This window comes from Stenotrophomonas geniculata ATCC 19374 = JCM 13324 (genome assembly GCF_001431625.1).
GTDB classification, from domain to species: Bacteria; Pseudomonadota; Gammaproteobacteria; order Xanthomonadales; family Xanthomonadaceae; genus Stenotrophomonas; species Stenotrophomonas geniculata.
In genome coordinates, this window is the sequence record NZ_LLXT01000084.1 from 1 (window position 1) to 22,924 (window position 22,924).

18 protein-coding genes and 1 riboswitch are annotated in these 22,924 nt (G+C 66.8%); of the genes, 6 read left to right on the forward strand and 12 right to left on the reverse strand.

Going from position 1 to position 22,924, the window contains the following annotated elements; all coding sequences use genetic code 11:
* The first annotated feature begins 454 nt into the window (after nt 1-454).
* Nucleotides 455-2,419, forward strand: coding sequence for a M2 family metallopeptidase (locus tag ARC63_RS05315; RefSeq protein WP_053443371.1), 1,965 nt, complete (start codon nt 455-457; stop codon nt 2,417-2,419).
* Between the two features lie 121 nt (nt 2,420-2,540).
* On the opposite strand, the gene ARC63_RS05320 is transcribed toward ARC63_RS05315, so the two are convergent.
* The 3 genes from ARC63_RS05320 to ARC63_RS05330 all read right to left on the reverse strand — a co-directional run bounded on the left by ARC63_RS05320 (nt 2,541) and on the right by ARC63_RS05330 (nt 5,281).
* Nucleotides 2,541-2,933 carry a hypothetical protein gene (locus ARC63_RS05320; protein WP_019338658.1) on the reverse strand — a complete coding sequence of 131 codons (393 nt, stop codon included), beginning with the start codon at nt 2,931-2,933 and terminating at the stop codon, nt 2,541-2,543.
* Between the two features lie 83 nt (nt 2,934-3,016).
* Nucleotides 3,017-3,913, reverse strand: a complete 897-nt coding sequence (locus tag ARC63_RS05325; protein ID WP_019338659.1) for a siderophore-interacting protein — start codon at nt 3,911-3,913, stop codon at nt 3,017-3,019.
* A gap of 141 nt (nt 3,914-4,054) precedes the next feature.
* Entirely contained in the window at nt 4,055-5,281 is a 1,227-nt protein-coding gene (locus ARC63_RS05330) for a multidrug effflux MFS transporter (protein WP_010482798.1), read from the reverse strand.
* 301 nt (nt 5,282-5,582) lie between these two features.
* A riboswitch (glycine riboswitch) is annotated at nt 5,583-5,685 on the forward strand.
* Nucleotides 5,686-5,747: 62 nt separating this feature from the next.
* Between ARC63_RS05330 and gcvP the strand changes: the two genes are divergently transcribed.
* Nucleotides 5,748-8,615 carry an aminomethyl-transferring glycine dehydrogenase gene (gene gcvP, locus ARC63_RS05335; RefSeq protein ID WP_019338660.1) on the forward strand — a complete coding sequence of 956 codons (2,868 nt, stop codon included), beginning with the start codon at nt 5,748-5,750 and terminating at the stop codon, nt 8,613-8,615.
* Between the two features lie 92 nt (nt 8,616-8,707).
* Here gcvP and ARC63_RS05340 read toward each other — a convergent pair whose 3' ends face one another.
* The 3 genes from ARC63_RS05340 to ARC63_RS05350 all read right to left on the reverse strand — a co-directional run bounded on the left by ARC63_RS05340 (nt 8,708) and on the right by ARC63_RS05350 (nt 11,430).
* Complete coding sequence (locus ARC63_RS05340; RefSeq protein ID WP_057502732.1) at nt 8,708-9,118, reverse strand: VOC family protein; 411 nt, start codon at nt 9,116-9,118, stop codon at nt 8,708-8,710.
* Between the two features lie 139 nt (nt 9,119-9,257).
* Nucleotides 9,258-10,625, reverse strand: a complete 1,368-nt coding sequence (locus ARC63_RS05345; RefSeq protein ID WP_057502733.1) for an amino acid permease — start codon at nt 10,623-10,625, stop codon at nt 9,258-9,260.
* An 82-nt stretch (nt 10,626-10,707) separates the two neighbouring features.
* On the reverse strand, nt 10,708-11,430 hold the full coding sequence (locus tag ARC63_RS05350; protein WP_043399063.1) for an AraC family transcriptional regulator: 723 nt from the start codon (nt 11,428-11,430) through the stop codon (nt 10,708-10,710).
* A gap of 114 nt (nt 11,431-11,544) precedes the next feature.
* On the opposite strand from ARC63_RS05350, the gene ARC63_RS05355 reads away from it, so the two are divergent.
* Both ARC63_RS05355 and ARC63_RS05360 read left to right on the forward strand, forming a co-directional pair.
* On the forward strand, nt 11,545-13,635 hold the full coding sequence (locus ARC63_RS05355) for a catalase (RefSeq protein WP_057502734.1): 2,091 nt from the start codon (nt 11,545-11,547) through the stop codon (nt 13,633-13,635).
* 22 nt (nt 13,636-13,657) lie between these two features.
* Nucleotides 13,658-14,164, forward strand: coding sequence for a hypothetical protein (locus tag ARC63_RS05360; RefSeq protein ID WP_057502735.1), 507 nt, complete (start codon nt 13,658-13,660; stop codon nt 14,162-14,164).
* Between the two features lie 138 nt (nt 14,165-14,302).
* Here the strand turns inward: ARC63_RS05360 and ARC63_RS05365 are convergent, their stop codons facing one another.
* Nucleotides 14,303-16,426, reverse strand: coding sequence for a methyl-accepting chemotaxis protein (locus tag ARC63_RS05365; RefSeq protein WP_057502736.1), 2,124 nt, complete (start codon nt 16,424-16,426; stop codon nt 14,303-14,305).
* A 235-nt stretch (nt 16,427-16,661) separates the two neighbouring features.
* On the opposite strand from ARC63_RS05365, the gene ARC63_RS05370 reads away from it, so the two are divergent.
* Nucleotides 16,662-17,621 (forward strand): L,D-transpeptidase family protein, encoded by a 960-nt coding sequence (locus ARC63_RS05370; RefSeq protein WP_057502737.1) that lies wholly within the window; start codon nt 16,662-16,664, stop codon nt 17,619-17,621.
* 4 nt (nt 17,622-17,625) lie between these two features.
* The gene (locus ARC63_RS05375; protein ID WP_057502738.1) at nt 17,626-18,276 is read left to right on the forward strand and encodes a M23 family metallopeptidase; all 651 of its coding nucleotides are present in this window, start codon (nt 17,626-17,628) and stop codon (nt 18,274-18,276) included.
* Here the strand turns inward: ARC63_RS05375 and ARC63_RS05380 are convergent.
* The 5 genes from ARC63_RS05380 to hflK form a co-directional block, all read right to left on the reverse strand.
* The gene (locus tag ARC63_RS05380; protein WP_057502739.1) at nt 18,212-18,874 is read right to left on the reverse strand and encodes a hypothetical protein; all 663 of its coding nucleotides are present in this window, start codon (nt 18,872-18,874) and stop codon (nt 18,212-18,214) included. The two genes, ARC63_RS05375 and ARC63_RS05380, sit on opposite strands and share 65 nt — an antisense overlap.
* 127 nt (nt 18,875-19,001) lie before the next feature.
* The gene (locus ARC63_RS05385; RefSeq protein WP_010482787.1) at nt 19,002-20,294 is read right to left on the reverse strand and encodes an adenylosuccinate synthase; all 1,293 of its coding nucleotides are present in this window, start codon (nt 20,292-20,294) and stop codon (nt 19,002-19,004) included.
* 325 nt (nt 20,295-20,619) lie between these two features.
* Complete coding sequence (locus ARC63_RS05390; RefSeq protein ID WP_005414170.1) at nt 20,620-20,805, reverse strand: DUF2065 domain-containing protein; 186 nt, start codon at nt 20,803-20,805, stop codon at nt 20,620-20,622.
* A gap of 67 nt (nt 20,806-20,872) precedes the next feature.
* Nucleotides 20,873-21,736: a protease modulator HflC gene (hflC, locus tag ARC63_RS05395; protein WP_010482785.1), complete on the reverse strand. Its 864-nt coding sequence runs from the start codon at nt 21,734-21,736 to the stop codon at nt 20,873-20,875.
* On the reverse strand, nt 21,733-22,866 hold the full coding sequence (gene hflK, locus ARC63_RS05400) for an FtsH protease activity modulator HflK (RefSeq protein WP_010482784.1): 1,134 nt from the start codon (nt 22,864-22,866) through the stop codon (nt 21,733-21,735). Before hflK ends, hflC begins: the two co-directional genes overlap by 4 nt.
* Nucleotides 22,867-22,924 lie beyond the last annotated feature (58 nt).

Consider the following 22,924-nt stretch of genomic DNA (forward strand, 5'->3'; position numbering starts at 1 on the left):
CGGCATCCATGCCGCGGACACTCCCGCCACCGGACCCACCCCGCCTTCGACAGTTTTCCGCGGTCTGTTGGGACGACCTTGGGTCGGATCCGTTTTCCGGAGGAAAACGGATCCGACCCCATTTTGACTGTCGATACCTGACAGATGTGTCGACCAAGGTCGACACCCACCAACAGCCGCTACGATCTTTCAGAGGTGGGGCGGTGTGGGCTTGCAGGACCGTTGGCGCCATGGATGGCGCCATCGAGCCCCCATGGATGGGTTCACGGCGTGTCCTGCAAGTCCACACCGCCCCGCCAAACCAAGAATAGTCCGCTGTTGCTGTTGCTTCGGCCTTTGCCCTTGCTTGAAAGCCTCTGCGGGTGCCGGGCGCCGCCCGGCCGACTTCCGCCACTTGCGGTGGCAGCGACGGCCCACTAGCCTTCGGCCGTCGTTCACCACCCAAGGACCGCCCGTGAAACACCGTCATCTCCTGCTGGCCTCGGCAGTCGCCGTCGCCACGCTGGCCCTGGCCGCCTGCAAGAAGGAAGCTGCCCCAGGCACCGATACCGCCAGCAGCAGCGCCCCGGCCGGCGAAACCGCCGACCAGTTCGTGGCCCGCATCAATGCCGAATTCAAGGCCGCCTACCCGGAGATGACCTCGGCACAGTGGCTGTCCTCCACCTACATCAACAGTGATTCGGAACGCATCGCGGCCAAGGCCAACGAGCGCTCGCTGACCCAGCTCAACAGCTGGATCGAGCAGGCCGCCAAGTTCGATGGCAAGCCGATGAGCGAGGACAGCAAGCGCGCGATCCACCTGCTGAAACTGATGTCCTCGATGCCGGCGCCACGCGATCCGGCCAAGCTGGCCGAGCTGACCCAGATCGCCACCCGCATGGAAGGCAGCTACGGTGCCGGCAAGTACTGCACCGACGCCAACGATCCCAACTCCTGCCGCCAGCTGGGCGAGCTGGAACAGGTGCTGGCACGCAGCCGCGATTACGACAAGCAGCTCGACGCTTGGCAGGGCTGGCACAGCACCACCAAGAGCATGCGCGGCGACTACCAGAAGTTCGTCGGCCTGGTGAACGAAGGTGCCAAGGGCATGGGCTTCACCGATGCCGGCCAGATGTGGCGCAGCGGCTACGACATGCCGCCGGAGCAGATCGGCCCGGAAACCGATCGCCTGTGGGAACAGGTCAAGCCGATGTACGAGCAGCTGCACTGCTACGCACGCGGCAAGCTGGACAAGACCTACGGCAAGGACAAGGCCGAAGTGGGCAACGGCCTGATCGCGGCGCACCTGCTGGGCAACATGTGGCAGCAGGACTGGTCGAACCTGTGGGACCAGCTGGAACCCTACCCCGGCGCCGGCAGCCTGGACATCACCGCGGCACTGGAAAAGCAGTACCAGACCAACCTGAGCGCGGCGCTGGCCAAGGCCGGCAAGGACGCCAACGTGGCCGCCCAGTACAAGGCGCAGCGTGAGGCCGAACTGCGTACCGCCAAGCAGATGACCGAGCGCGCGCAGGACTTCTACGTGTCGCTGGGCATGCCGTCGCTGCCGCAGTCCTATTGGGAAAAGACCCAGTTCATCAAGCCTGACGACCGCGACGTGGTCTGCCACGCCAGCGCCTGGGACATGAACATGGAAGGCGACGTGCGCACCAAGATGTGCATCAAGCCGAACGAAGAGAACTTCACCACCATCTACCACGAGCTGGGCCACATCTATTACGACCTGGCCTACAACCCGCTGCCGCCGCTGTTCCAGGGCGGTGCCAACGATGGCTTCCATGAAGCAATCGGCGACACCATCGTGCTGGCGATGACGCCCAAGTACCTCAGCTCGATCGGCTTGGTCGATGCGCCGACCGAAAGCCGCGAGGCGGTCATCAACAACCAGATGCGCATGGCGCTGTCGGGCGTGTCGTTCCTGCCGTTCGGGCTGATGATCGACCGTTGGCGCTGGGGCGTGTTCGATGGCTCGATCACCGCCGACAACTACAACAAGGCGTGGTGGGACCTGAAGGCCAAGTACCAGGGCGTGGCGCCGGCCAGCACCCGTGGCGAAGAGTTCTTCGATCCGGGCGCGAAGTACCACGTGCCGGGCAACACCCCGTACACCCGCTACTTCCTGGCGCGCATCCTGCAGTTCCAGTTCTACAAGGGCCTGTGCGACGCGTCCGGCTACAAGGGCCCGCTGCATGAGTGCACCTTCTACGGCAACAAGGAAGCCGGCCAGAAGTACTGGGCGATGCTGAGCAAGGGTGCCAGCCAGCCGTGGCAGGCCACGCTGAAGGAACTGACCGGTACCGACAAGCTCGATGCCGGCCCGATGATCGAGTACTTCACCCCGGTCAACGAGTGGCTGAAGCAGCAGAACGAAGGCCAGATGTGCGGCTGGCAGGCCAACGCGGCCCCGGCAGCAAAATGAGAAAAGGGGCGGGTCCGCGAGGATCCGCCCCTGATGTTTCCGGTAGCGCCGGGCCATGCCCGGCGGCTCTTCATCGCACCGCTGCGCTCGCCGGGCATGGCCCGGCGCTACCCACGGCGGATCAGCTGTTCTTCTTCGCCGCCATCGCCGCGGCCAGCTCGGCCTTGAATTCCTCGAAGGTCTGGCCTTTCTCCTGCGCTTCGGCCTGTGCGGCATCGCGCAGTGCATCGGAGTACATCAGGCGCACCGGCGTGCCATTGCGCTCGTGCAGCTCACCGGCCTGCATGATCAGCGCCAGCACCTGCGCAGCGCTCTCGCTGTGGCCCGCGATGCGGCCGTCCATGCCCAGCACCCATTCGCCGTCGCGGCGCACGACACCGGCCAGCAGGGTGCGCTGAGCATCGCGCAGTTCGGCATGCGGTTCCACCGGCGACGCCTGCGCGGCGGCCTTGTTGGCGGCCTGCTTTTCCTGGCGACGGCGCTGGTCGCGGCGGGTCTTGGAACTGGTGGACATGGTGCGGTACCGCTGCGAAGGGGGGCGCAAGGATAGCGCACCCCGCCCACAGCGCTGCTTCACGCGTGCTCGATCCAGTCAGGTCAGTCCAGCACCTTGCCATGCCGCCAGTAGCCCATGAAGGTGATCGCGCGGCGGTCCAGCCCGCAATCGCGCACCAGGTGGCGGCGGATCGCCATCACCGCCCCCGCCTCACCCGCCACCCAGGCATACAGCGGACCGGCCACGCGGGTATCAGCCTGCTCCCAGAGGATCTGCGTATCGACGTCGATCTCCTCCAGCGCATCGCCGGCAGCCACGCTCGAGGTCGCTGCCAACCGCGCCTGGACCGCCTGCAGCAACGGCTGTCCGTAGGCGGCCTGCCCGCGCGGCAGCCAGACCAGCTCGGCGCTGGAGGGCGCCTTCAGGTGCACCGCATCACCGGCCTGCGCCACCTCCAGCAGCGCCAGCGTGCGCGGTGGGTCGACCATGGCCGCCAGTTCCTCAAGAATTCCGGCCACCGCCGGCAGCGCGGTTTCATCCGCCACCAGCAGCACCTGGCCGACTCCCGCCGGCGGTTTCCATTCCCAGCCTTCGCTGCTGTCGGCACAGTCGGCATCGGGGGCCAGCAGCACTACGCGGTCGCCCGGTCGCGCGTGGATGGCCCAGCGCGAGGCCGGCCCGGTCTCGCCATGAAGCACGAAATCAACGTCGACCTCGCCCTGCTCGGCGCGCAGGTGGCGGATGGTGTAGGTGCGCATGGGCGGGCGCTGGTCGTCCGGCAGCGCCCGGTAGCGCGGATACCAGTCCTCGCCGCTGGGCACCTGCGGCACGTCCTGGCCGGGCAAGGGGAAGAACACCTTGATGCGCTGGTCCGGGCCTTCGGTCTTCATCCGCGCCACGTCGGCACCAGTGAACACCATGCGGTCCAGGGAAGGGGAAAGAACGCGGCGCTCCTTCAGCGCCACCTCGAACAGGCGATAGGTCTGCTGCGCAGCCATGGGGGAACCTCATGCAACGACATCGGATCGGCTGGCTGTCGTGCATCCACGCACCGGCTGGCTGGAGTCCCCAGCCTAGTCCGGTCGTTCCTCGCCGCAAGCCTTACGGGCATCGCGGCCTGCCCTACCCCTGCGCACTGCTCAATGGCCCGTGCAGGCTGCCTGCGCCGCGCGTTCACGCTGGTGTTCCCAGTACCAGAAAACGAATCCGGCGCCGAAGAACGCGGCCTGGCCCAGCGCCAGGTGCAGCGGGCTGGCACTGAGCAGCGGCGACACCACGCCGGCCACCACGGTGCTGATCATCAGCTGCACGAAGGCCTGCAGCGACGAGGCCAGGCCGCGCTGATGCGGGTACATGTCCAGCACCGCCAAGGCCAGGATCGGGAAGATCAGGGCCATGCCCATGCCGCCCAGGAAGATCGGCAGCACCGCCCACGGCAGCACGAACTGCGGCGACAGCGCCACGTAGCCGACATTCAGCAGCGCCGACAGCGCGCACAGGCTGAAACCGATGGCGACCTGGCGTGTGGGCGTGGTGTGCCCGGCCATGCGCCCGGACAGGAACGAGCCGGTGGTCATGCCGCCGATGGTGGGGATGAACAACCAGGCGAAACCGCCCTCGCCCAGGTGCAGGTGCTGCATCACGAACACCGGTGCCGAGGAGATGTACAGGAAGATGCCGCCGAAACCGATGCTGCCGGCCAGCGCCAGGCGCAGGAAGCGCGGGTTGAAGCCGATGCGCACGTAGTCACGCAGCAGCACGCGCGGCGACAGCGGCACCCGTGCCTCGACCGCATGGGTTTCCGGCAGGAAGCGCGCGGTGGCCGCCAACAGCACCAGCCCGAACACCACCAGGAACCAGAAGATCAGCGGCCAGCCGGCGCCACTGAGCAGGATCCAGCCACCGATGATCGGTGCGATGGCCGGAGCGATGCCGAACAGCATCGACACCTGGCTCATCAGCCGCTGGGCATCGTGGCCGTGGTACAGGTCGCGGATCACCGCGCGGCCGACGATCATGCCGACACCCGCCGACAGGCCCTGCAGCGCGCGGAACGCCAGCAGCGTGGACAGGTCGGTGGACAGCGCGCAGCCAACCGAGGCGCCGACGAACACCACCAGACCGCCGAGGATCACCCGCTTGCGGCCCCAGGCATCGGACAGCGGGCCGTGCGCCAGACTCATCAGGCCATAGAACAGCAGGTACACGCTGATGGTCTGCTGCACCGCCACCTCGTCCACCGCCAGGCGCTGGGCCAGCTGCGGGAACGCCGGGAAGATGGTGTCGATCGAGAACGGGCCGAACATGGCCAGGCCGGCAAGCAGCAGGGCCATGCGGCGGGTGGAAGGGGCAACAGCGGCGGTCATGGAGGAAGCGTCCGGCAGGGCCATGCGGGGCACGCACGGCGGGCGCCGGTCCCGCAACAACGGGGACGGCGCCAGATGAATTCGGGTATCCGCCCATCATAGGTGGGGATTGCGCCTGATGCCACGCAGCACTGCACAAAACGCACGGCCGGGCCATCGGCCATTCAGGCGCGGCGGCACCGACCGGCGGCCGCTGGCCGGGCCCGCAACGGGCTATAATCGGCGGGCAACACGGTGGGAGAAGCGGAACACCGCTGCCGAAGGCGCAACGCCCGTAATCGCTCAGGCCCGATACCACCCGTAACACAACTCTGGAGAGACCGGTTCGATCCGGCGCCGAAGGGGCACGAAGCTGCGGTTTTCCGCGCTTTTAAACTCTCAGGCAAAAGGACAGAGGGGCGCCCCGCAGACCGCCGACCGGCGGCTTGTGCCCGTGCGTGTGCCCTTTCCTGACGGATCCTTCGCCATGTCCCAGAACACCCCTTCCCTGCGTGAGCTCGAGCACCACAACGCGTTCGTCGAGCGCCACATCGGCCCCAACGACGCCGAGATCGCGCAGATGCTCGATGTCGTCGGCCACGCGTCGCTGGATGGCATGACCGATGCCATCGTACCGGCCAAGATCAAGTCGCCGGCACCGCTGGCGCTGCCGGAGTCGATGACCGAAGTACAGGCACTGGCGAAGATCCGTGCGATCGCCGACAAGAACACCGTGCTGCGCAGCTTCATCGGCCAGGGCTACTACGGCACCCACACGCCGAACGTGATCCTGCGCAACATCCTGGAAAACCCGGCCTGGTACACCGCCTACACTCCGTACCAGGCGGAAATCTCGCAGGGCCGCATGGAAGCGCTGATCAACTTCCAGACCCTGTGCGCCGACCTGACCGGCATGGAAATCGCCAACGCCTCGCTGCTGGACGAAGCCACCGCCGCTGCTGAAGCGATGACCCTGGCCAAGCGTTCGGCCAAGTCCAAGTCGGACACCTTCTTCGTGCACGACGCCGTGCATCCGCAGACGCTGGAACTGCTGCGTACCCGCGCCGAGCCCATGGGCATCGTGCTGCGCGTCGGCACCCCGGCCGAAGCGCTGGAAGCGGAAGCCTTCGGCCTGCTGCTGCAGTATCCGGATACCTTCGGCCAGGTGGGCGACTACAAGGCGCTGGTCGATGCCGTGCACGCACGCGGCGGCCTGGTGGCCGTGGCCACCGACCTGCTGGCCCTGACCCTGCTGGCCGCCCCGGGCGAATGGGGCGCGGACATCGTGGTCGGCAACAGCCAGCGTTTCGGCGTGCCGTTCGGCTTCGGTGGCCCGCACGCCGCCTTCATGGCCTGCCGTGACGCCTACAAGCGCTCGATGCCGGGCCGCCTGATCGGTGTTTCGGTCGATGCCCAGGGCAACCCGGCCTACCGCCTGACCCTGCAGACCCGCGAGCAGCACATCCGCCGCGAGAAGGCCACCTCCAACATCTGTACCGCGCAGGTGCTGCTGGCGGTGATGGCCTCGATGTACGCCGTTTACCACGGCCCGGAAGGCCTGACCCGCATTGCCCGCCGCACCCATCGCCTGGCCTCGATCCTGGCCGCAGCGCTGCGCAATGCCGGCGTGCAGGTTGGTGGCGATTTCTTCGACACCCTGCATGTCACCGGCGTGCACGCCGATGAGATCCATGCCAAGGCCCGCGCCGCCGGCTACAACCTGCGCGCGATCGACAGCGACTCGGTCGGCATCAGCCTGGACGAGACCACCACCCGCGCCGACATCGTCGCCGTGGCTGCGGTGTTCGGTGCTTCGCTGGACGTCGACGCGCTGGATGCCAGCACCGCCGACGCGCTGCCGGCCGGCCTGCTGCGCCAGTCCGCGTTCCTGACCCATCCGGTGTTCAACACCCACCACAGCGAGCACGAACTGCTGCGCTACCTGCGTTCGCTGGCCGACAAGGACCTGGCGATGGACCGCACGATGATCCCGCTGGGCTCGTGCACCATGAAGCTCAACGCCACCGCCGAGATGATCCCGGTGACCTGGCCGGAGTTCTCGCAGATCCACCCGCTGGTGCCGGCCGACCAGGCGCTGGGCTACAAGGAACTGATCGACACGCTGGAAGCGATGCTGGTCGAATGCACCGGCTACGACGCGGTCAGCCTGCAGCCGAACTCCGGCGCGCAGGGCGAGTACGCCGGCCTGCTGGCGATCCGCGCCTACCACCGTTCGCGCGGCGAAGATCACCGTGACATCTGCCTGATCCCGGATTCGGCACACGGCACCAACCCGGCTTCGGCACAGATGTGCGGCATGAAGGTGGTGGTGACCAAGACCGATGCCAACGGCAACGTCGATGTAGAGGACATCCGCCTCAACGCCGAGAAGTACAGCGACCGCCTGGCCGCGATCATGATGACCTACCCGTCCACGCACGGCGTGTTCGAGGAAGAGGTGGTGGAGATCTGCGAGATCATCCACAAGCACGGCGGCCAGGTGTACACCGACGGTGCCAACATGAACGCCCTGGTCGGCGTGGCCAAGCCGGGCAAGTGGGGTTCGGACGTTTCGCACCTGAACCTGCACAAGACCTTCTGCATCCCGCACGGCGGTGGCGGCCCGGGCGTTGGCCCGTGCGCGGTCAAGGAGCACCTGGCGCCGTTCCTGCCGGGCAAGCTGGGTGACAACGGCCCGGTCGGCATGGTCAGCGCGGCCAGCTTCGGCAGCGCCTCGATCCTGCCGATCAGCTGGATGTACATCGCGATGATGGGCCGCGAAGGCCTGCGCAAGGCCACCCAGGTCGCGCAGCTCAACGCCAACTACATCGCCAAGCGCCTGGCACCGCACTTCAAGACCCTGTACACCGGCCGCAACGGCCTGGTGGCGCATGAGTGCATCCTGGACGTGCGCCCGCTGGAGAAGACCAGCGGCATCGGCGCCGAGGACGTGGCCAAGCGCCTGATCGACTTCGGTTTCCACGCACCGACCCTGAGCTTCCCGGTGGCTGGCACGCTGATGGTGGAGCCGACCGAGAGCGAATCGCTGCACGAGCTGGATCGCTTCATCGACGCGATGATCCAGATCCGCGAGGAGATCACCGCGATCGAAGACGGCCGCCTGGACCGCGAAGACAACCCGCTGAAGAACGCGCCGCACACCGCCACCGCGGTGACCGCCAGCGAGTGGACCCACGCCTACCCGCGTGAACTGGCTGCATTCCCGCTGGCCAGCCTGAAGCAGAGCAAGTACTGGCCGCCGGTGGCGCGCGTGGACAACGTGTACGGCGACAAGAACGTGATGTGCGCCTGCATTCCGGTCGATGCCTACAAGGATGATGAAGTCGAGGCTTGATTCCTCGCTGCATCGGTAAAGAGAACGGCCCGCGCAAGCGGGCCGTTTTCATGAGGGTGTGTGGACCAAAGTCCACACCCACAAACATCCGATCACGGGTCCGGCATCTGCCCCAGGCTCAACTGCCACGACACGCCGAAGCGATCCTGCACCCAGCCGTAGCGGTTGCTGAAGTCATAGTCGCCCACCGGCATCAACCAGTGGCCGCCCTCGCCCAGCACACGCGCGGCGCGCTCGAACTGCTCGGCACCGGAACACTCGACGAACAGCGAGATCGACGGGCTGAAGGTGAAGTCGTGCACGTCCAGGCTGTCAAAGCACAGGTAGTGGGTGCCGCCCAGCAGGAAGATGGCCTGGCGGACCTGCCCGGGCACGCCGGCACCGGCGCCCTCGGGGTGGCGCTGCAGGGCCAGCAGGCGGAGATCGGCGAAGGCTTCGGCGTACAGGGCCAGGGCGGCCTCAGCCTGGCCGGTGAACATCAGGAAAGGACGGCTGCGCAGCATGCGGTACTCCCGGTCGACGGGCCGCTGGCGGCCCACGCGATCAGGATGGCACGGCGGATGTATGCCTGCTGTAGAGCCGAGCCCATGCTCGGCTGGCGGCCGCGCGAACAGCAGCCGACCGTGGGTCGGCTCTACAGAATCACGCCTCGCGCATGCGCCGCGCGATGGCGCTGCCAGCGGCGATCGTGGCGGTCAGCGCCACCATCGACAGGAACTGCAGGCGGGTGTGCGCCTCGCTCAGCAGCAGGCCGAAGATCAGCGCCAGGATCGCCAGCGCGCAGCAGGTCAGCCACGGGAAACCGGCCATGCGGAACGGCAGGCGAGTGCCCAGGCGATCGGCGCGGCGGCGCAGCACCAGCTGCGAGACCAGCGACAGCGTCCACACCAGCAGGCAGGTGGAACCGACGATGTTCAGCAGTACCGGCAGCACCCGGTCCGGAAACAGCAGTTCCATTACCGTGGCGGCGAAGCCGAACAGCACGCTGGCCAGCACGGCGATCACCGGCACCTGGCGCGGATCGGTCCAGCCCAGCACGGCCGGCGCTTCACGGCGCTGCGCCAGCGAGTACATCATGCGCGAGGCGCCGTAGAGGTTGGCATTGAGCGCCGACAGCAGCGCGATCACCGCGATCAGGGTGATGGCAGTGCCGGCACCCGGAATACGGGCGATATCCAGCACGGCGGCGAACGGCGACTTCAGCGCCTCGCTGGTCCACGGCACCACAGCGATGATCACGCTCAGCGAGCCGATGTAGAACACCAGGATGCGCCACGCCACGGTGCGGATGGCACGGGCGATGCTGCGCTCCGGATCTTCGGTCTCCGCCGCCGCAACGGCCACGATCTCGGTACCACCGAAGGCGAAGACCACCACCAGCAGCGCGGCACCGATACCGGCCAGACCCTTGGGTGCGAAGCCGCCATGTTCGGTGAAGTTGCTCAAGCCCGGCGAGGTCACCTGCGGCAGCCAGCCCATCAGCAGCGCCACGCCGATGGCGATGAACGCCAGGATCGCCGCGACCTTGAGGATGGCGAACCAGAACTCAAACTCGCCGAAGTTCTTCACCCCGAGCAGGTTGATCGCGGTGAAGAACAGCATGAAGGCCAGCGCTGCCATCGGTACCGGCACCGCAGGCCAGACCGTGGCCAGCAACCCGGCCGCGCCCACCGCCTCGGCGGCGATCACGATCACCAGCTGCACCCACCACAACCAGCCGACCGTGGCACCGGCGGTGGCGCCCATGGCGTCGGCCGCATACACCGAAAACGCGCCGCTGGTCGGTTTGGCCGCCGCCATCTCGCCCAGTGCGTTCATCACGATGATCACCAGCGCGCCTGCGACCAGATACGACACCAGCACTGCCGGACCGGCCACCTGCACGCCCACGCCCGAACCGAGGAACAGGCCGGCGCCGATGGCGCTGCCCAGGCCCATCATGATCAGCTGGCGGGGCTTGAGCGAATGCCCGAGGCGGGACGGCGAAGCGGTCGGAATCGAGTTGGGCATCGGCGGGGCTGGCGGCGGGCTACAGGGGCGACACCTTACCCTGTCCCATGCCTGCGGGGATAGGCACAGCGCAGCAGGCGGCTCAGGCCAGCGCTGGCTCGCCGACACTGCCGCCGATGCGGGCGCGGTAGGCGCGCGGCGAGAAACCGGTTTCAGCCTTGAACTTGCGGGTAAAGGCGCTCTGGTCGCTGAAACCGCAGGCCTGGCCGATGCAGGCGATGCTGTCGTCGCCGTGCAGCAGGTGCATGGCCATCTGGATGCGCAGCCGGGTCAGCACCTGCTGAGGGGTCATCTGGAACACCTTGCGGAAACTGCGCTCCAGCTTGGACAGCGAAAAGCCGGTGATGTCCAGCAGGGTCTGCATGCGCACGTTCTCGGCGTAGTGCGCATTGAGGTGGGCCAGGGCCAGCCGTAGCTGCTCGTACTGGGTACCGAGGCTGTCCTTCTGGCCGAGGTCGCGGGAAATGCCGATCAGGCCCTCGATGGCCCCATCGACCACCAGCGGGCGCTTGCAGGTCAGGCACCAGCCCGGTTCGCGGTTGGCGAACAGGTGCAGCTCCATCAGGTTCTCGATCACCTCGCCGGACAGCACGCGGGCGTCCTGGTCGACGTAGTCCGCACTGAGCCCGGTCGGGTAGATCTCGGCCGCGGTACGCCCGATCACGTCCTTGCGCGCGCGCAGGCCCAGCCGCCGCAGCATGGTCTGGTTGACGTGGGTGTAACGCCCCTGAAGGTCCTTGATGAAAAACAGCACATCCGGGATGGCGTCGAACAGGGCTTCGATGTCGGCGGGCTCGACTCGCATGGAGCAAGCATACCCGAGCCTGCTTTTGCCTGTACGTTCACCTCTGCCGGACCTCGGTTTAACGGGGCTGGTTCCAGTGTCGTGGTTCCTTCTGATGATCCGGAGCCAACGTCAATGGCCGCCAGCAAGCCGACCGGCAAGCGCGCAACCGCCCCTGCCGAAAACCACCGCCGGGGCGACGGCGATGAACTGCACCAGCAGGCCGGGGGCACCCATCCGGTGATGACCACCGATCAGGGCATCCCGGTGGCGGACAATCAGAACTCCCTGCGGCAGGGGCCCCGAGGGCCCACGCTGCTGGAGGACTTCATCCTGCGCGAGAAGATCACCCACTTCGATCACGAACGCATTCCCGAGCGCATCGTGCACGCACGTGGCAGCGCAGCACACGGCTACTTCGAGCTGACCCGGTCACTGGCCGCCCATACCCGCGCGCGCATCCTGACCGAGGTAGGCGTCAAGACGCCCGTGTTCACCCGTTTCTCGACGGTAGCCGGCGGCGCGGGCTCGGTGGATACCCCCCGCGACGTGCGCGGCTTCGCGGTCAAGTTCTATACCAAGGAGGGCAACTGGGATCTGGTTGGCAACAACATTCCGGTGTTCTTCATCCAGGACGCCATGAAATTCCCGGACCTGGTGCACGCAGTGAAGATGGAACCGGACCGTGCGTTTCCGCAGGCCGCCACGGCCCACGACACCTTCTGGGATTTCATCTCGCTCATGCCCGAGTCGATGCACATGATCATGTGGGCGATGAGCGACCGCGCCATACCGCGTTCGCTGCGGATGATCGAAGGCTTCGGTGTGCACAGCTTCCGCCTGCTGAACGAGGCGGGAGAGTCGACCTTCGTCAAGTTCCACTGGCGGCCCAAGCTGGGTATCCAGTCCACGGTCTGGGACGAAGCGTTGAAACTGCAGTCGGCCGACAATGACTTCCATCGCCGCGACCTGTTCGAGGCCATCCAGCGCGGCGACTTTCCCGAATGGGAACTGGGAGTGCAGCTGTTTACTGAAGAAGAGGCCGACGCATTCCCGTTCGATCATCTGGACCCGACCAAGATCATTCCCGAATCGCTGGTGCCGTTGCAGGTCATCGGGCGCATGGTGCTGGACCGCTGGCCGGACAACTTCTTCGCCGAGACCGAACAGGTGGCGTTCTGCCCGGCCAACGTGCCGCCGGGCATCGACTTCAGCAACGATCCACTGCTGCAGGGCCGCCTGTTCTCCTACCTGGACACCCAGCTGCTGCGGCTTGGCGGCCCGAACTTCCACCAGATCCCGGTGAATGCCCCGAAGTGCCCGTTCGCCAATCACCAGCGCGACGGCCACATGCAGATGCAGGTGCCCAAGGGCCGCGTCGCCTATGATCCCAGCTCGCTGCAGGAGGACTCGCCGCGCGAGACGCCCGCAGGTTTCCGCAGCCATTCCAGCGCCGACGATGGACGCAAGGGCCGCACCCGCGCGGAGAGCTTCGCCGACCATTACAGCCAAGCCCGCATGTTCTTCCGGAGCCTGGAAAAGCCGGAGCAGGCGCACCTGGCATCGGCGCTGGTGTTCGAGTTGTCCAAGGTGGAAACGCTGAAGGTGCGGGAGCGTACCGTCAGCCACCTGCGCAACATCGACGAATCACTGGCGCAGCGCGTAGCTGATGGGCTCTCGTTGCCTGCACTGCCCGACCCCGCGCCGACCGCCACGCCGGTGCAGGACATGCCTGCCGCTTCCGAGGTGCGCGTGATCGGGCGCAACAAGCCCACCCTGCAAGGGCGCAGCATCGGCATCCTGTTTGATGAGGGCTCCGACGCGCGCGTGATGGCCAGCCTGAGCAAAGCGGCCCGGAAGGCGGGTGCAGACGTGAAGCTGGTCGCGCCCAAAGTAGGCGGCGCCACGCTGAGCGATGGGGCGATGCAGACGGCGGATGGGCAACTGGCGGGCACGCCATCGGCTGTGTTCGATGCGGTGGCCGTGGTGCTCAGCCCGGAAGCCGCGAAGGCCTTGTCGAAAGAGAGTGCAGCCGTCGAATTCGTCAGCCAGGCGTGGGCGCACCTGAAGGCCATCGCCAGCGACGCAGGCGGCCAGACGCTGCTGAAGGCGGCGCGGGTCGGCAACGATGCCGGCATCGTCGAAGCGGAAGACGCCAAGGCCTTCCTGGCGGCGGCCGCCACCCGCCAATGGGCGCGTGAACCGAAGCTGCGCCTGCTGGCCTGACTACTACGACAGGAGATCCGTCATGCCCCGTGGTGACAAATCCGCATATACCGAGAAACAGAAGCGCCAGGCCGAGCACATCGAGGAAAGCGAACGTGATCGCGGCGCGAGTGAAGGCACCGCCGAGCGCATTGCCTGGGCCACCGTGAACAAGCAGGACGGTGGAGGCAAACGTAGCGGCAGTGCCCGCAAGGGCGCGAAGAAGGCGACCAGCAAGAAGGCTGCCAAGAAGGCGCCTGCCAGGAAGTCGGCCACAAAGAAGGCCACGACCAAGGCGACGGCAGCGAAGAAGGCACCTGCGAAGAAGGCGGTGGCAAAGAAGGCACCCGCTCGCAAGACCGCCACAAAGAAGGCCACCAAGAAGGCCGCAAAGAAGACGGCGAAGAAGGCTGCGGCCAGGAAGACGGGTACGGCCGCCTCGCGGAGCGCCGCCGCAAAGAAGGCAGCCAAGACGCGGGCCGCGAAGAAGACCGTGCGCAAGGCGGCGGCGAAGAAAGCTGCGCGTACGCGTACGCGTGCGCGCGCCTGAAGCGTCGGTCAGGGGGGGAGCGCCCTCATCCATGCGACAACTTCGGCTGCGTCAGCACGGCCTTCAGCAGTAGACGGGCTCCTTCCAGCGAAATACGGCCGCTCAAGGCGGCCGTATTCCTGTCGCTGCACTGCCCGCTCAGGCTGCGCGACGGGGCACAGCAGAGACCGCCGCGCCTTCTACCTTGAATACCGCCACCGACGTGGTCAGTGCATGCGCCTGTTCTTCCAGCGCGCGGCTCGCGGCAGTGGCTTCTTCCACAAGCGCGGCGTTCTGCTGGGTCACCTGGTCCATCTGCACCACCACCTGGTTGACCTGCTCGATGCCGGCGGCCTGTTCCTTGCTGGCCGCTGCGATGTCGCTCATCAGCTGGGTGGTGCGCGAGCTGGCCTGGGCCACGCGCGCGATCGCGGCTTCCGATTCAACGGTCACCGCCAGGCCACTCTTCACCTTGGCAGCGGCGTCTTCGATCAGCTCCTTGATCTCCTTGGCGGCGACACCGGCACGCTGCGCGAGCGTGCGCACTTCGCTGGCGACCACGGCAAAACCACGGCCCTGCTCGCCTGCGCGCGCAGCTTCCACTGCAGCATTCAACGCCAGGACGTTGGTCTGGAACGCGATGCCGTCGATCACCGTGGAGATCTCCGAGATGCGAGCCGACGACTGATCGATCTCGCCCATGACCGATGCCATCTGTGCCATCGCCTGCTCGGTCTCGCGCACCGCGGCACCGGCGGCATGCGCTTCGCTGTCGGCCTGACGTGCCAGCTCGGCGTTCTGGCGTACGGTGGAAGTCAGTTCCTCCATCGATGCGGCCGCTTCTTCCAGATTGGCGGCCTGCTGCTCGGTGCGGCGCGACAGGTCGTTGTTGCCGGCGGCCAGTTCCTGCGCCGCGTTGTTGATGCTGTCGGCAGCCACCTGGATGCCCCGCACGATGCCAGTCAGCTGCGCAGTGGTGGTGTTGGCGTCGTCGCGCATGCGGGCGAACACACCGTCGTACTCGCCATCCATGCGTGCGGTCAGGTCGCCGTGCGAGATCGCGCGCAGCACGTCGGAGACATCGGCAATGCTGGACTGCGAACTGGCCATCATGCCGTTGAGGTGCTCGACCATCGCCTTGAACTGGAACTGGAACGCAGTGGCATCGCCACGCATGCTGAAATCACCGGCACGCGCGGCGCGGGCCAGTTCATCGATCTGCGCGTTGATCGCCATCAGGCTCTGCTTCACCGCGGCCAGGGTGCGGGTCAGCGTGCCCTTCTCGCCCGGGTAGTCCGGCAGGTCGCGGCTGAGGTCACCGATGGCGTAACGCTGCATCACTTCAGCCATCAGCAGTTCCACCTGCACGTGCGATTCGACCAGGCTGTTGGTCGCCTGCACCATGCGGCCGAAATCGCCAGGGAACGCACTGGCGTCCATGCGATAGCGGATCGCGCCCGCCTCATGCTGTTCGGCCATCTGCAGCTGCGCGCCGATCGCCGCCTGCACGCTCTGCCGCACGCTGGCCATCGCCTCACCCAGCTGGGTCAGTTCGTCACGGCCGCCAAGACGGAATTCCTGTTCCAGCTGGCCCTTGGACAGGCGTTCGGCCAGGTTCACCGCGCGGGCCAGTGGGCCGGTCAGGCTGCGGCCGATCATCACCGAGGCACCGATGCCGACCAGCAGTGCGACGCCGCCCAGCACCAGCAGCTGCAGCAGGCTGCGCTCGCCCAGCCTGATCGCCTCGGCGGCTGCATCGCGGCTTTCCTTCTCTTCGAAGTCCACGCCGTCGGACAGTGCCTTGTTCCAGCCATTGGCCGCTTCCTGCACCGGGCCCAGGGTCAGCGCCACGGCGCCCGGGTAGTCGCCCTGCTCCATCAGTTCGCTGGTCTGCTTGTTGAGCGGGCGCGCGATGGCGCGCTTGGCCGCGATGGTTTCCGCGATGGCCTTGCCCTCCGCATCACCCGGCAGTGCCTGATAGGCGGTCCAGCTGGCCTCATAGCGCTTGACCAGATCGGCGATGCGCTGCTCGTCGCTGTCGCGCGCTTCGCCCTGGCGGATCAGCATTTCACGGCGCACCACCATCATCTGGTTGTTGGCATCGAGCATCTGCGACAGCAGGCGCACCTTGGCCACGCTGACGTCGACCACCTGCTGCATCGCGCGCTTCTGCACGACACTGGCGGTGGCGCCGGTGGCCACCACGGCGGCGACCAGCAGCAGCAACAGGCCAAAGCCCAGCCCAAGACGCCAGGCAACCCTGACATTCCTCAAGTAGTTCATCGGTACATCCAAAACGGGGGGATGCGCCCCTATCGGCCGTGCCACCGGCAATCTTGATCGGCAACACGCACGCGCGTCGGCAGCCGTTCACCTTGGTGAGGCCACGCGCCGCGCTTCTGCGGCAAGGTCCAACCGCCCGCCGGGACCGCACTGCTCATGCCAGCATCAGGTTGCTTTCACGGGGGCTGCGCAGCCTCTCCGGGCAGGGTGGAGCTGCCATCTGCCGGAGATCTCCATGCCCGTATGTCGCCCCGCCCTGCTCGCCCTGTCCTTGCTGATGTCCCCCGCCTTCGCGCAGGTGCCGCCGCCGGTCCAGCTGCCGGAGCCCATTGCCGAGAAGACCGGACCCGATACCGCGGCGCGATCGCCACTGCACGCCCAGGTGCTTCTGGATCGCGCCAATTTCTCCCCGGGCGAGATCGACGGTGAGGTCGGCAGCAATCAGCGCCGGGCCGTGGCAGGCTTCCAGGCGGCCCACGGCCTGACAGTGAGCGGAGAGCTGGACGATGCCACCTGGAAAGCACTGCAGGCCGATGCGACCACGCCGCTTGCCAGTTACACGTTGACCGCCGAGGACGTGGCCGGGCCGTTCATCGCCGTTCCGAAGACGCCCGCCGCGCAGGCAAAGCTGAAGGCATTGGGCTACAGCAGCGTCGAGGAATCACTGGGAGAGCGTTTCCATGCGTCGCCGGCATTGCTGAAGGCGCTCAACCCCGGCGTCGATCTGGCCAAGGCCGGCAATCGCATCCAGGTGCCCAACATCGCACCGGCTGCATTGCCGAAGGCGGCGAAGATCGTGGTCGACAAGTCCGATTCCACGCTGCAGCTGCTGGATGTGCAGGGCAAGGTGATCGCGCAGGTGCCGGTCTCTTCCGGCAGCCAGCATGATCCGCTGCCGATCGGTGAATGGAAGATTCTCGGCGTATATCGCGACCCGCCGTTCCACTACAACCCCAAGCTGTTCTGGGATGCGCGCAAAGGCGAGAAGAAAGCCACGCTGCCGCCAGGCCCGAACAATCCGGTCGGCCGGGTCTGGATCGACCTGTCCAAGCCCCACTATGGCCTCCACGGAACGCCGGTACCGGGCCATGTCGGCAAGACCGAATCGCATGGCTGCGTACGCATGACCAACTGGGATGCGCTGCGCGTGGCCGATGCGGTGGATACCTCCGTCCCCGTGGTGATGCAGGAGTGAGCCGATGCGTTTTTCGCAGCTGATCGTGCTGGGCGTGCTGCTGGGTGTGGGACTGGGCTGGTGGCTGCGCCGCGATGCTGGCGAATTCGTGGCCGCGTCCACTCCTGCAGCGCAGCCCAGCGTGGCCACAACGCCGTCGATGCAAGCTGCCGCGCCGCGCGCGACGGCACCGACTGGCATCGACGCAGCCTCGGGCACCCTGCTGCTGCCGGTGCAGGGGGTACTGCCCTCTCAACTGCGCGACACCTTCACCGATGCACGCAGCGAGGGCCGCGTGCACGATGCGATCGACATCATGGCCGATGCCGGTACGCCGGTGCTGGCGGTGGCCGACGGCACGGTGGAGAAGCTGTTCGACAGCAAGCGCGGTGGGCTGACCATCTACCAGTTCGAGCCCAGCGGACGCTGGTGCTACTACTACGCGCACCTGCAGCGCTATGCCGATGGCCTGAGCGAAAAGCAGGTGATCAAACGCGGGGATGTGATTGGTTATGTGGGCAGCACTGGTAATGCCAGCGCGGAGGCCCCGCACCTGCATTTCGAAGTACACGTACTGGGGCCGGAGAAGCAGTGGTGGAAGGGGGAATCGATCAATCCGTATCCGCTGCTGAAATCGGCTGCTTCGACGCCCGGCGCTGCCAGCGCCGCAAGGTGAACGTGAACACCGCCAACGCACCCCCGGGAATCAGCAGGAACAGTGCCGCCACCTTCCAGAAAAAGAACGGCCACAGCCAGACGTAATCCAGGTCGGTCAGCTTCAGCAGGTCCAGCGGGGGCTGCAGTTCGATCACGGCCGCCCTGCCCGCCAGCGCCGGGTCCACCTCCAGTACGGTTACTCGCAGCCATGAGCGCCCGCGTGGCAATGCATCACCGCGGCCATATCCAAAGCAGGACGCCATGAGCCCGCTGGACTCAACCGATGCCAGCCTGCGGTTGATACCCTGCCCGGCCACTCCCGAACGCTCTCCTGCGCGGAAGTCCCCATGACCGGTGAGAGTGTCGATGCGCAGCAGCACTTCAGGGTCAGCCTCAGTACCGTCTGCGGCATACCGCAGTCGCAGCCGCAGTTGGTCATCAATGAAGCGGTAGACCGTCACCTCGGCCGTCGCGCCGGGGCTGAGCAGCAGCGGCAGGGTCTGGGTACGCGAGGCCAGATGGTTGGCGATGGCGCCGAGCGCCAGAACCGCGCAGGCGATGACCCACAGGCTCCACAACACCAACAGGGTGACCCGCACCACGGTCTCGCCTTTCACGCTGACATCCTGGTCATCGCTTCGCTTCCTCGCCGGCACTGGCAACACAGTAACGAAAAAGCCCCGCGTTCGCGGGGCTTCTTCCTTCTGCGACGCCAGGCATGGCCCAGCGCTACCAGTCACGCACTCAGGCGAACGGATCCTGCAGGACCATGGTGTGGTCGCGGTCCGGGCCGGTGGAGACGATGCTGATCGGGCAACCCGCCAGCTCTTCCAGCGAACGCAGGTAGGCACGTGCGGCCGGCGGCAGGTCGTCCCAGTGGGTGATGCCGTGGGTGTTCTCGCTCCAGCCCGGGAACTCCAGGTACACCGGGGTGCAGTCTTCCCAGCCCTGTGCGTCCAGCGGGGCGTACTCGGTGCGCTTGCCGTTGTATTCGTAGGCGATGCAGACCTTCAGCTTTTCCATGCCATCGAGCACGTCCAGCTTGGTGATGCACAGGCCGCTGATGCCGTTGATGGCCACGGCACGCTTCAGCGCGACGATGTCCATCCAGCCGCAGCGACGCGGGCGACCGGTCGAGGCACCGTACTCGGCACCGCGGTCACGGATGCCCTGGCCGACTTCGTCGTCCAGTTCGGTCGGGAACGGGCCGCCGCCGACGCGGGTGGCGTAGGCCTTGGCGATACCCAGCACGTAGTCGATCGAATCGGCGCCGACGCCAGAACCGGCCAGCGCACCACCGACGGTGGTGTTGGAGCTGGTGACGTACGGGTAGGTGCCGTGGTCGATGTCCAGCAGCGCACCCTGCGCGCCTTCGAACAGCACGCGCTTACCCTGCTTGCGCAGGTCGTGCAGGATCCCGGCCACGTCGGACTTCATCGGCTGCACGTACTCGCCGAAGGCCAGCGCTTCGTCGAAGGTCTTCTGGAAATCGACCGCATCGGTGTTCAGATACTTGGTCAGCACGAAGTTGTGGTAATCCAGCGCAGTGCGCAGGAGTTCTTCCAGCTGCTTCGGGTAGTGCAGGTCGGCGATGCGGATGCCGCGACGCGCCACCTTGTCTTCGTAGGCCGGGCCGATGCCACGGCCGGTGGTACCGATCGCCTTGCCACCGGCAGCGCGCTCGCGCGCCTGGTCCAGGGCGATGTGGTACGGCATGATCAGCGGCGCGGCCGGGGAGATCTTCAGGCGCGAACGCACTTCCACGCCGGAGGATTCCAGCTCGGCGATTTCCTTCTGCAACGCGGCCGGCGAGATCACCACGCCGTTGCCGATCAGGCACAGCGCGTCGTCACGCAGGATGCCCGACGGGATCAGGTGCAGGACGGTCTTCTTGCCGTTGATGACCAGGGTGTGGCCGGCATTGTGGCCGCCCTGGAAGCGCACGACGGCGCCGATTTCCTCAGTGAGCAGATCGACGATCTTGCCCTTGCCTTCATCGCCCCACTGGGCACCAAGCACTACGACAGACTGACCCATGACGGGCTCCTCATATGTTGCGGCCATCGGGGCCGCGGACGGGTAAACCGTGGCGGGGCTGGCCAGCACCTGGAGGGCGGCTCCAAACGGGGAGCAGCCGGCGATGGAAGGCCCAGACACGGAAAAAGCCGAACGGGGAGGCCCGTCCGGCTTTTGTGCATTATCCGGGTTTCCGGGGTCGGGTGCCACCTTTCCGACGGACGGCTTCACCGGCCGGTCAGCCGCCCCGCCCGGTCGTGCCGGCCGCTGGCCGGCAATGCCAGCCAAGGTTGGCCTCTACCAGAGCAGGGCCACGCATGTGAACGCAGGCGGCCGTGCCGGGCCTTCAGTGCCGCACCCACCACAGCAGGCTCAGCCCGGCCAGCAGCACCAGCCCGCCGAAGCTGCGCAGGGCCGGGCTGGGCAGGTCCAGCAGGCGCTCGGCCATGCGCTTCCAGGCGAACGGGGCGACGAACAGGAACAGGCCTTCCAGCACCGCGACCAGGCAGACGGCGGCGAACAGATCTTTCATGGGGGACTCCGGAAAAAGCACGGGGCCCGGCGTCTGGCCGGGCCCCGTGGGGTAGTGCCCTGCGACCTCAGCGGTCGTTCTTCAGGTACTGCAGGAACGGGTCGTTCTTGTCCAGCACGATCACGCCGTTGCCGTCGGTCATGGAGCCACGGTAGGCCTCCAGGCTGCGGTAGAACGCGTAGAACGAGGGATCGGCCGAGCCGGCCTTGCCGTAGATACGGGCGGCATCGGCATCGCCTTCACCACGCAGGCGCTGGGCATCACGCTCGGCCTCGGCGATCAGCACGGTGCTGTCACGGTCGGCCTGGGCACGGATGGTCAGCGACTGCTCCTCGCCCTCGGCGCGCAGCTTGGCGGCTTCCTGCTTGCGCTGGGCGCGCATGCGCTCGTACACGTCATTGATCACCTGGCTGTCGGTGGGCAGGTCCACCTGCTTGATGCGCAGGTCGATCATCTGCATGCCGAGGCCGGCCACGGCTTCGTTGATTCCCTTCAGCTGCTCGGCGATCAGCTCGCTGCGGTCGCCGGAGACCAGCTGCTGCAGGGTGCGCGAGTTGATCTGGTTGCGCAGCGAGTCGGTGATGATCGGTGCCAGGCGGGCATTGGCGATCCGCGGATCGCCGCCGGTGGCACGGAAGTAGTCCCCCACGTTGGAGATGTAGCCGATGGCGAAGAAGTCGACGCTGACGTCCTTCTGCTCGGCGGTGAAGTAACGCGCCGGCGCGGTGTCGAGCACCTGGAAGCGGCGGTCGAAGACCTTCACCGTTTCCACCACCGGCACCTTGAAGTGCAGGCCCGGCTTGATGTCCGAACGCACCACCTTGCCCAGGTTCAGGACCATGGCGGTCTGGTCCTCACGGACCACGTACACCGAGCCGAGCAGGCCCAGCACCACCGCCACGATCACGGCGATCCAGATAGGACTCTTCATCGGCTGCCCTCCTCACGGCCGCTCGGTCGCCCGGTCGGGCGGCCCACCGGCCGGCCCGGATCACGGGAAGCTTCCGCCGCTGCACCCGGCAGCGACGGCATCACCACCTCCGGGTTCGTCACTCCCGGCGGAGCCGGGGTGGTGGGACGGGTATCGCCGGTCATCGGCACGTAGATCAGCTGGCGGCCATCACCACCGATCACCTTGCGGTTCTCGCTCAGCACCTGCTGCACGGTCTCCAGCCACAGGCGCTTGCGGGTCACTTCCGGGGCGTCCTTGTACTGGGCCTGCAACAGGCTGAAGCGCTGCGCGTCACCCTCGGCCTTGGACACCACGGCCTGCTTGTAGCCTTCGGCAGTGGTACGGGCGCGCGAGGCCTGGCCTCGGGCTTCCGGCACGACCTTGGCGGCGTAGGCCTGGGCTTCGTTGATCAGGCGTTCCTTGACCTGCTGGGCGCCATTGACCTCGTCGAAGGCCGGCTTGACCTCTTCTGGCGGACGGGCGTCCTGCAGGGTCAGGCCGGTCACGGTCAGGCCGGTCTTGAACGCCTTCAGCAGCGCCTGCAGGCGCTCTTCGGCAGCCACGGCCAGCGGGCCACGGTTGTTCAGCACGGCGTTGAGATCAGCGCGGCCCACTTCTTCGCGCACCGCGCTCTGCGCCGACTGCTCCAGCACCTGGTTGGCATCGACCGTGCCGAACAGGTACTGCTGCGGGTCGTCGATGCGGTACTGGACATTCAGCGAGACGTTGACGATGTTCTCGTCGCGGGTCAGCACCGGCACCTGGATCGAGAAGGTCTTGATCTCGGTGGCATTGACCTTGGTGACCGATTCGATCGGCCACGGCAGCTTGAAGTTCGGGCCGGGCTGCAGGATGCGCGAGAACTGGCCGAAGCGCAGCACCACGCCACGCTGCTGTTCGCCGATCAGCTGGAAGCTGGAGAACAGCACCAGCAACACCACGGCTGCCACCACCCAACGCACGATGCCACCGTCGAACAGGTCCTTCAGCGGCCCGGGCAGTCCGCCCCAGCCACCACCATTGCCACCGCCGCGCGACCCGAAGGGCCCGCGTCGATTGTCCTCGGGGCCTTGTCCGCCCTTGTTGCCGCCGGGTGTATTCCAGGCCATGCACGCTCCATCAAGATTTGGGCTGCGGCGCGGGCCCTTCCCGCACCGCCAGCCGTGA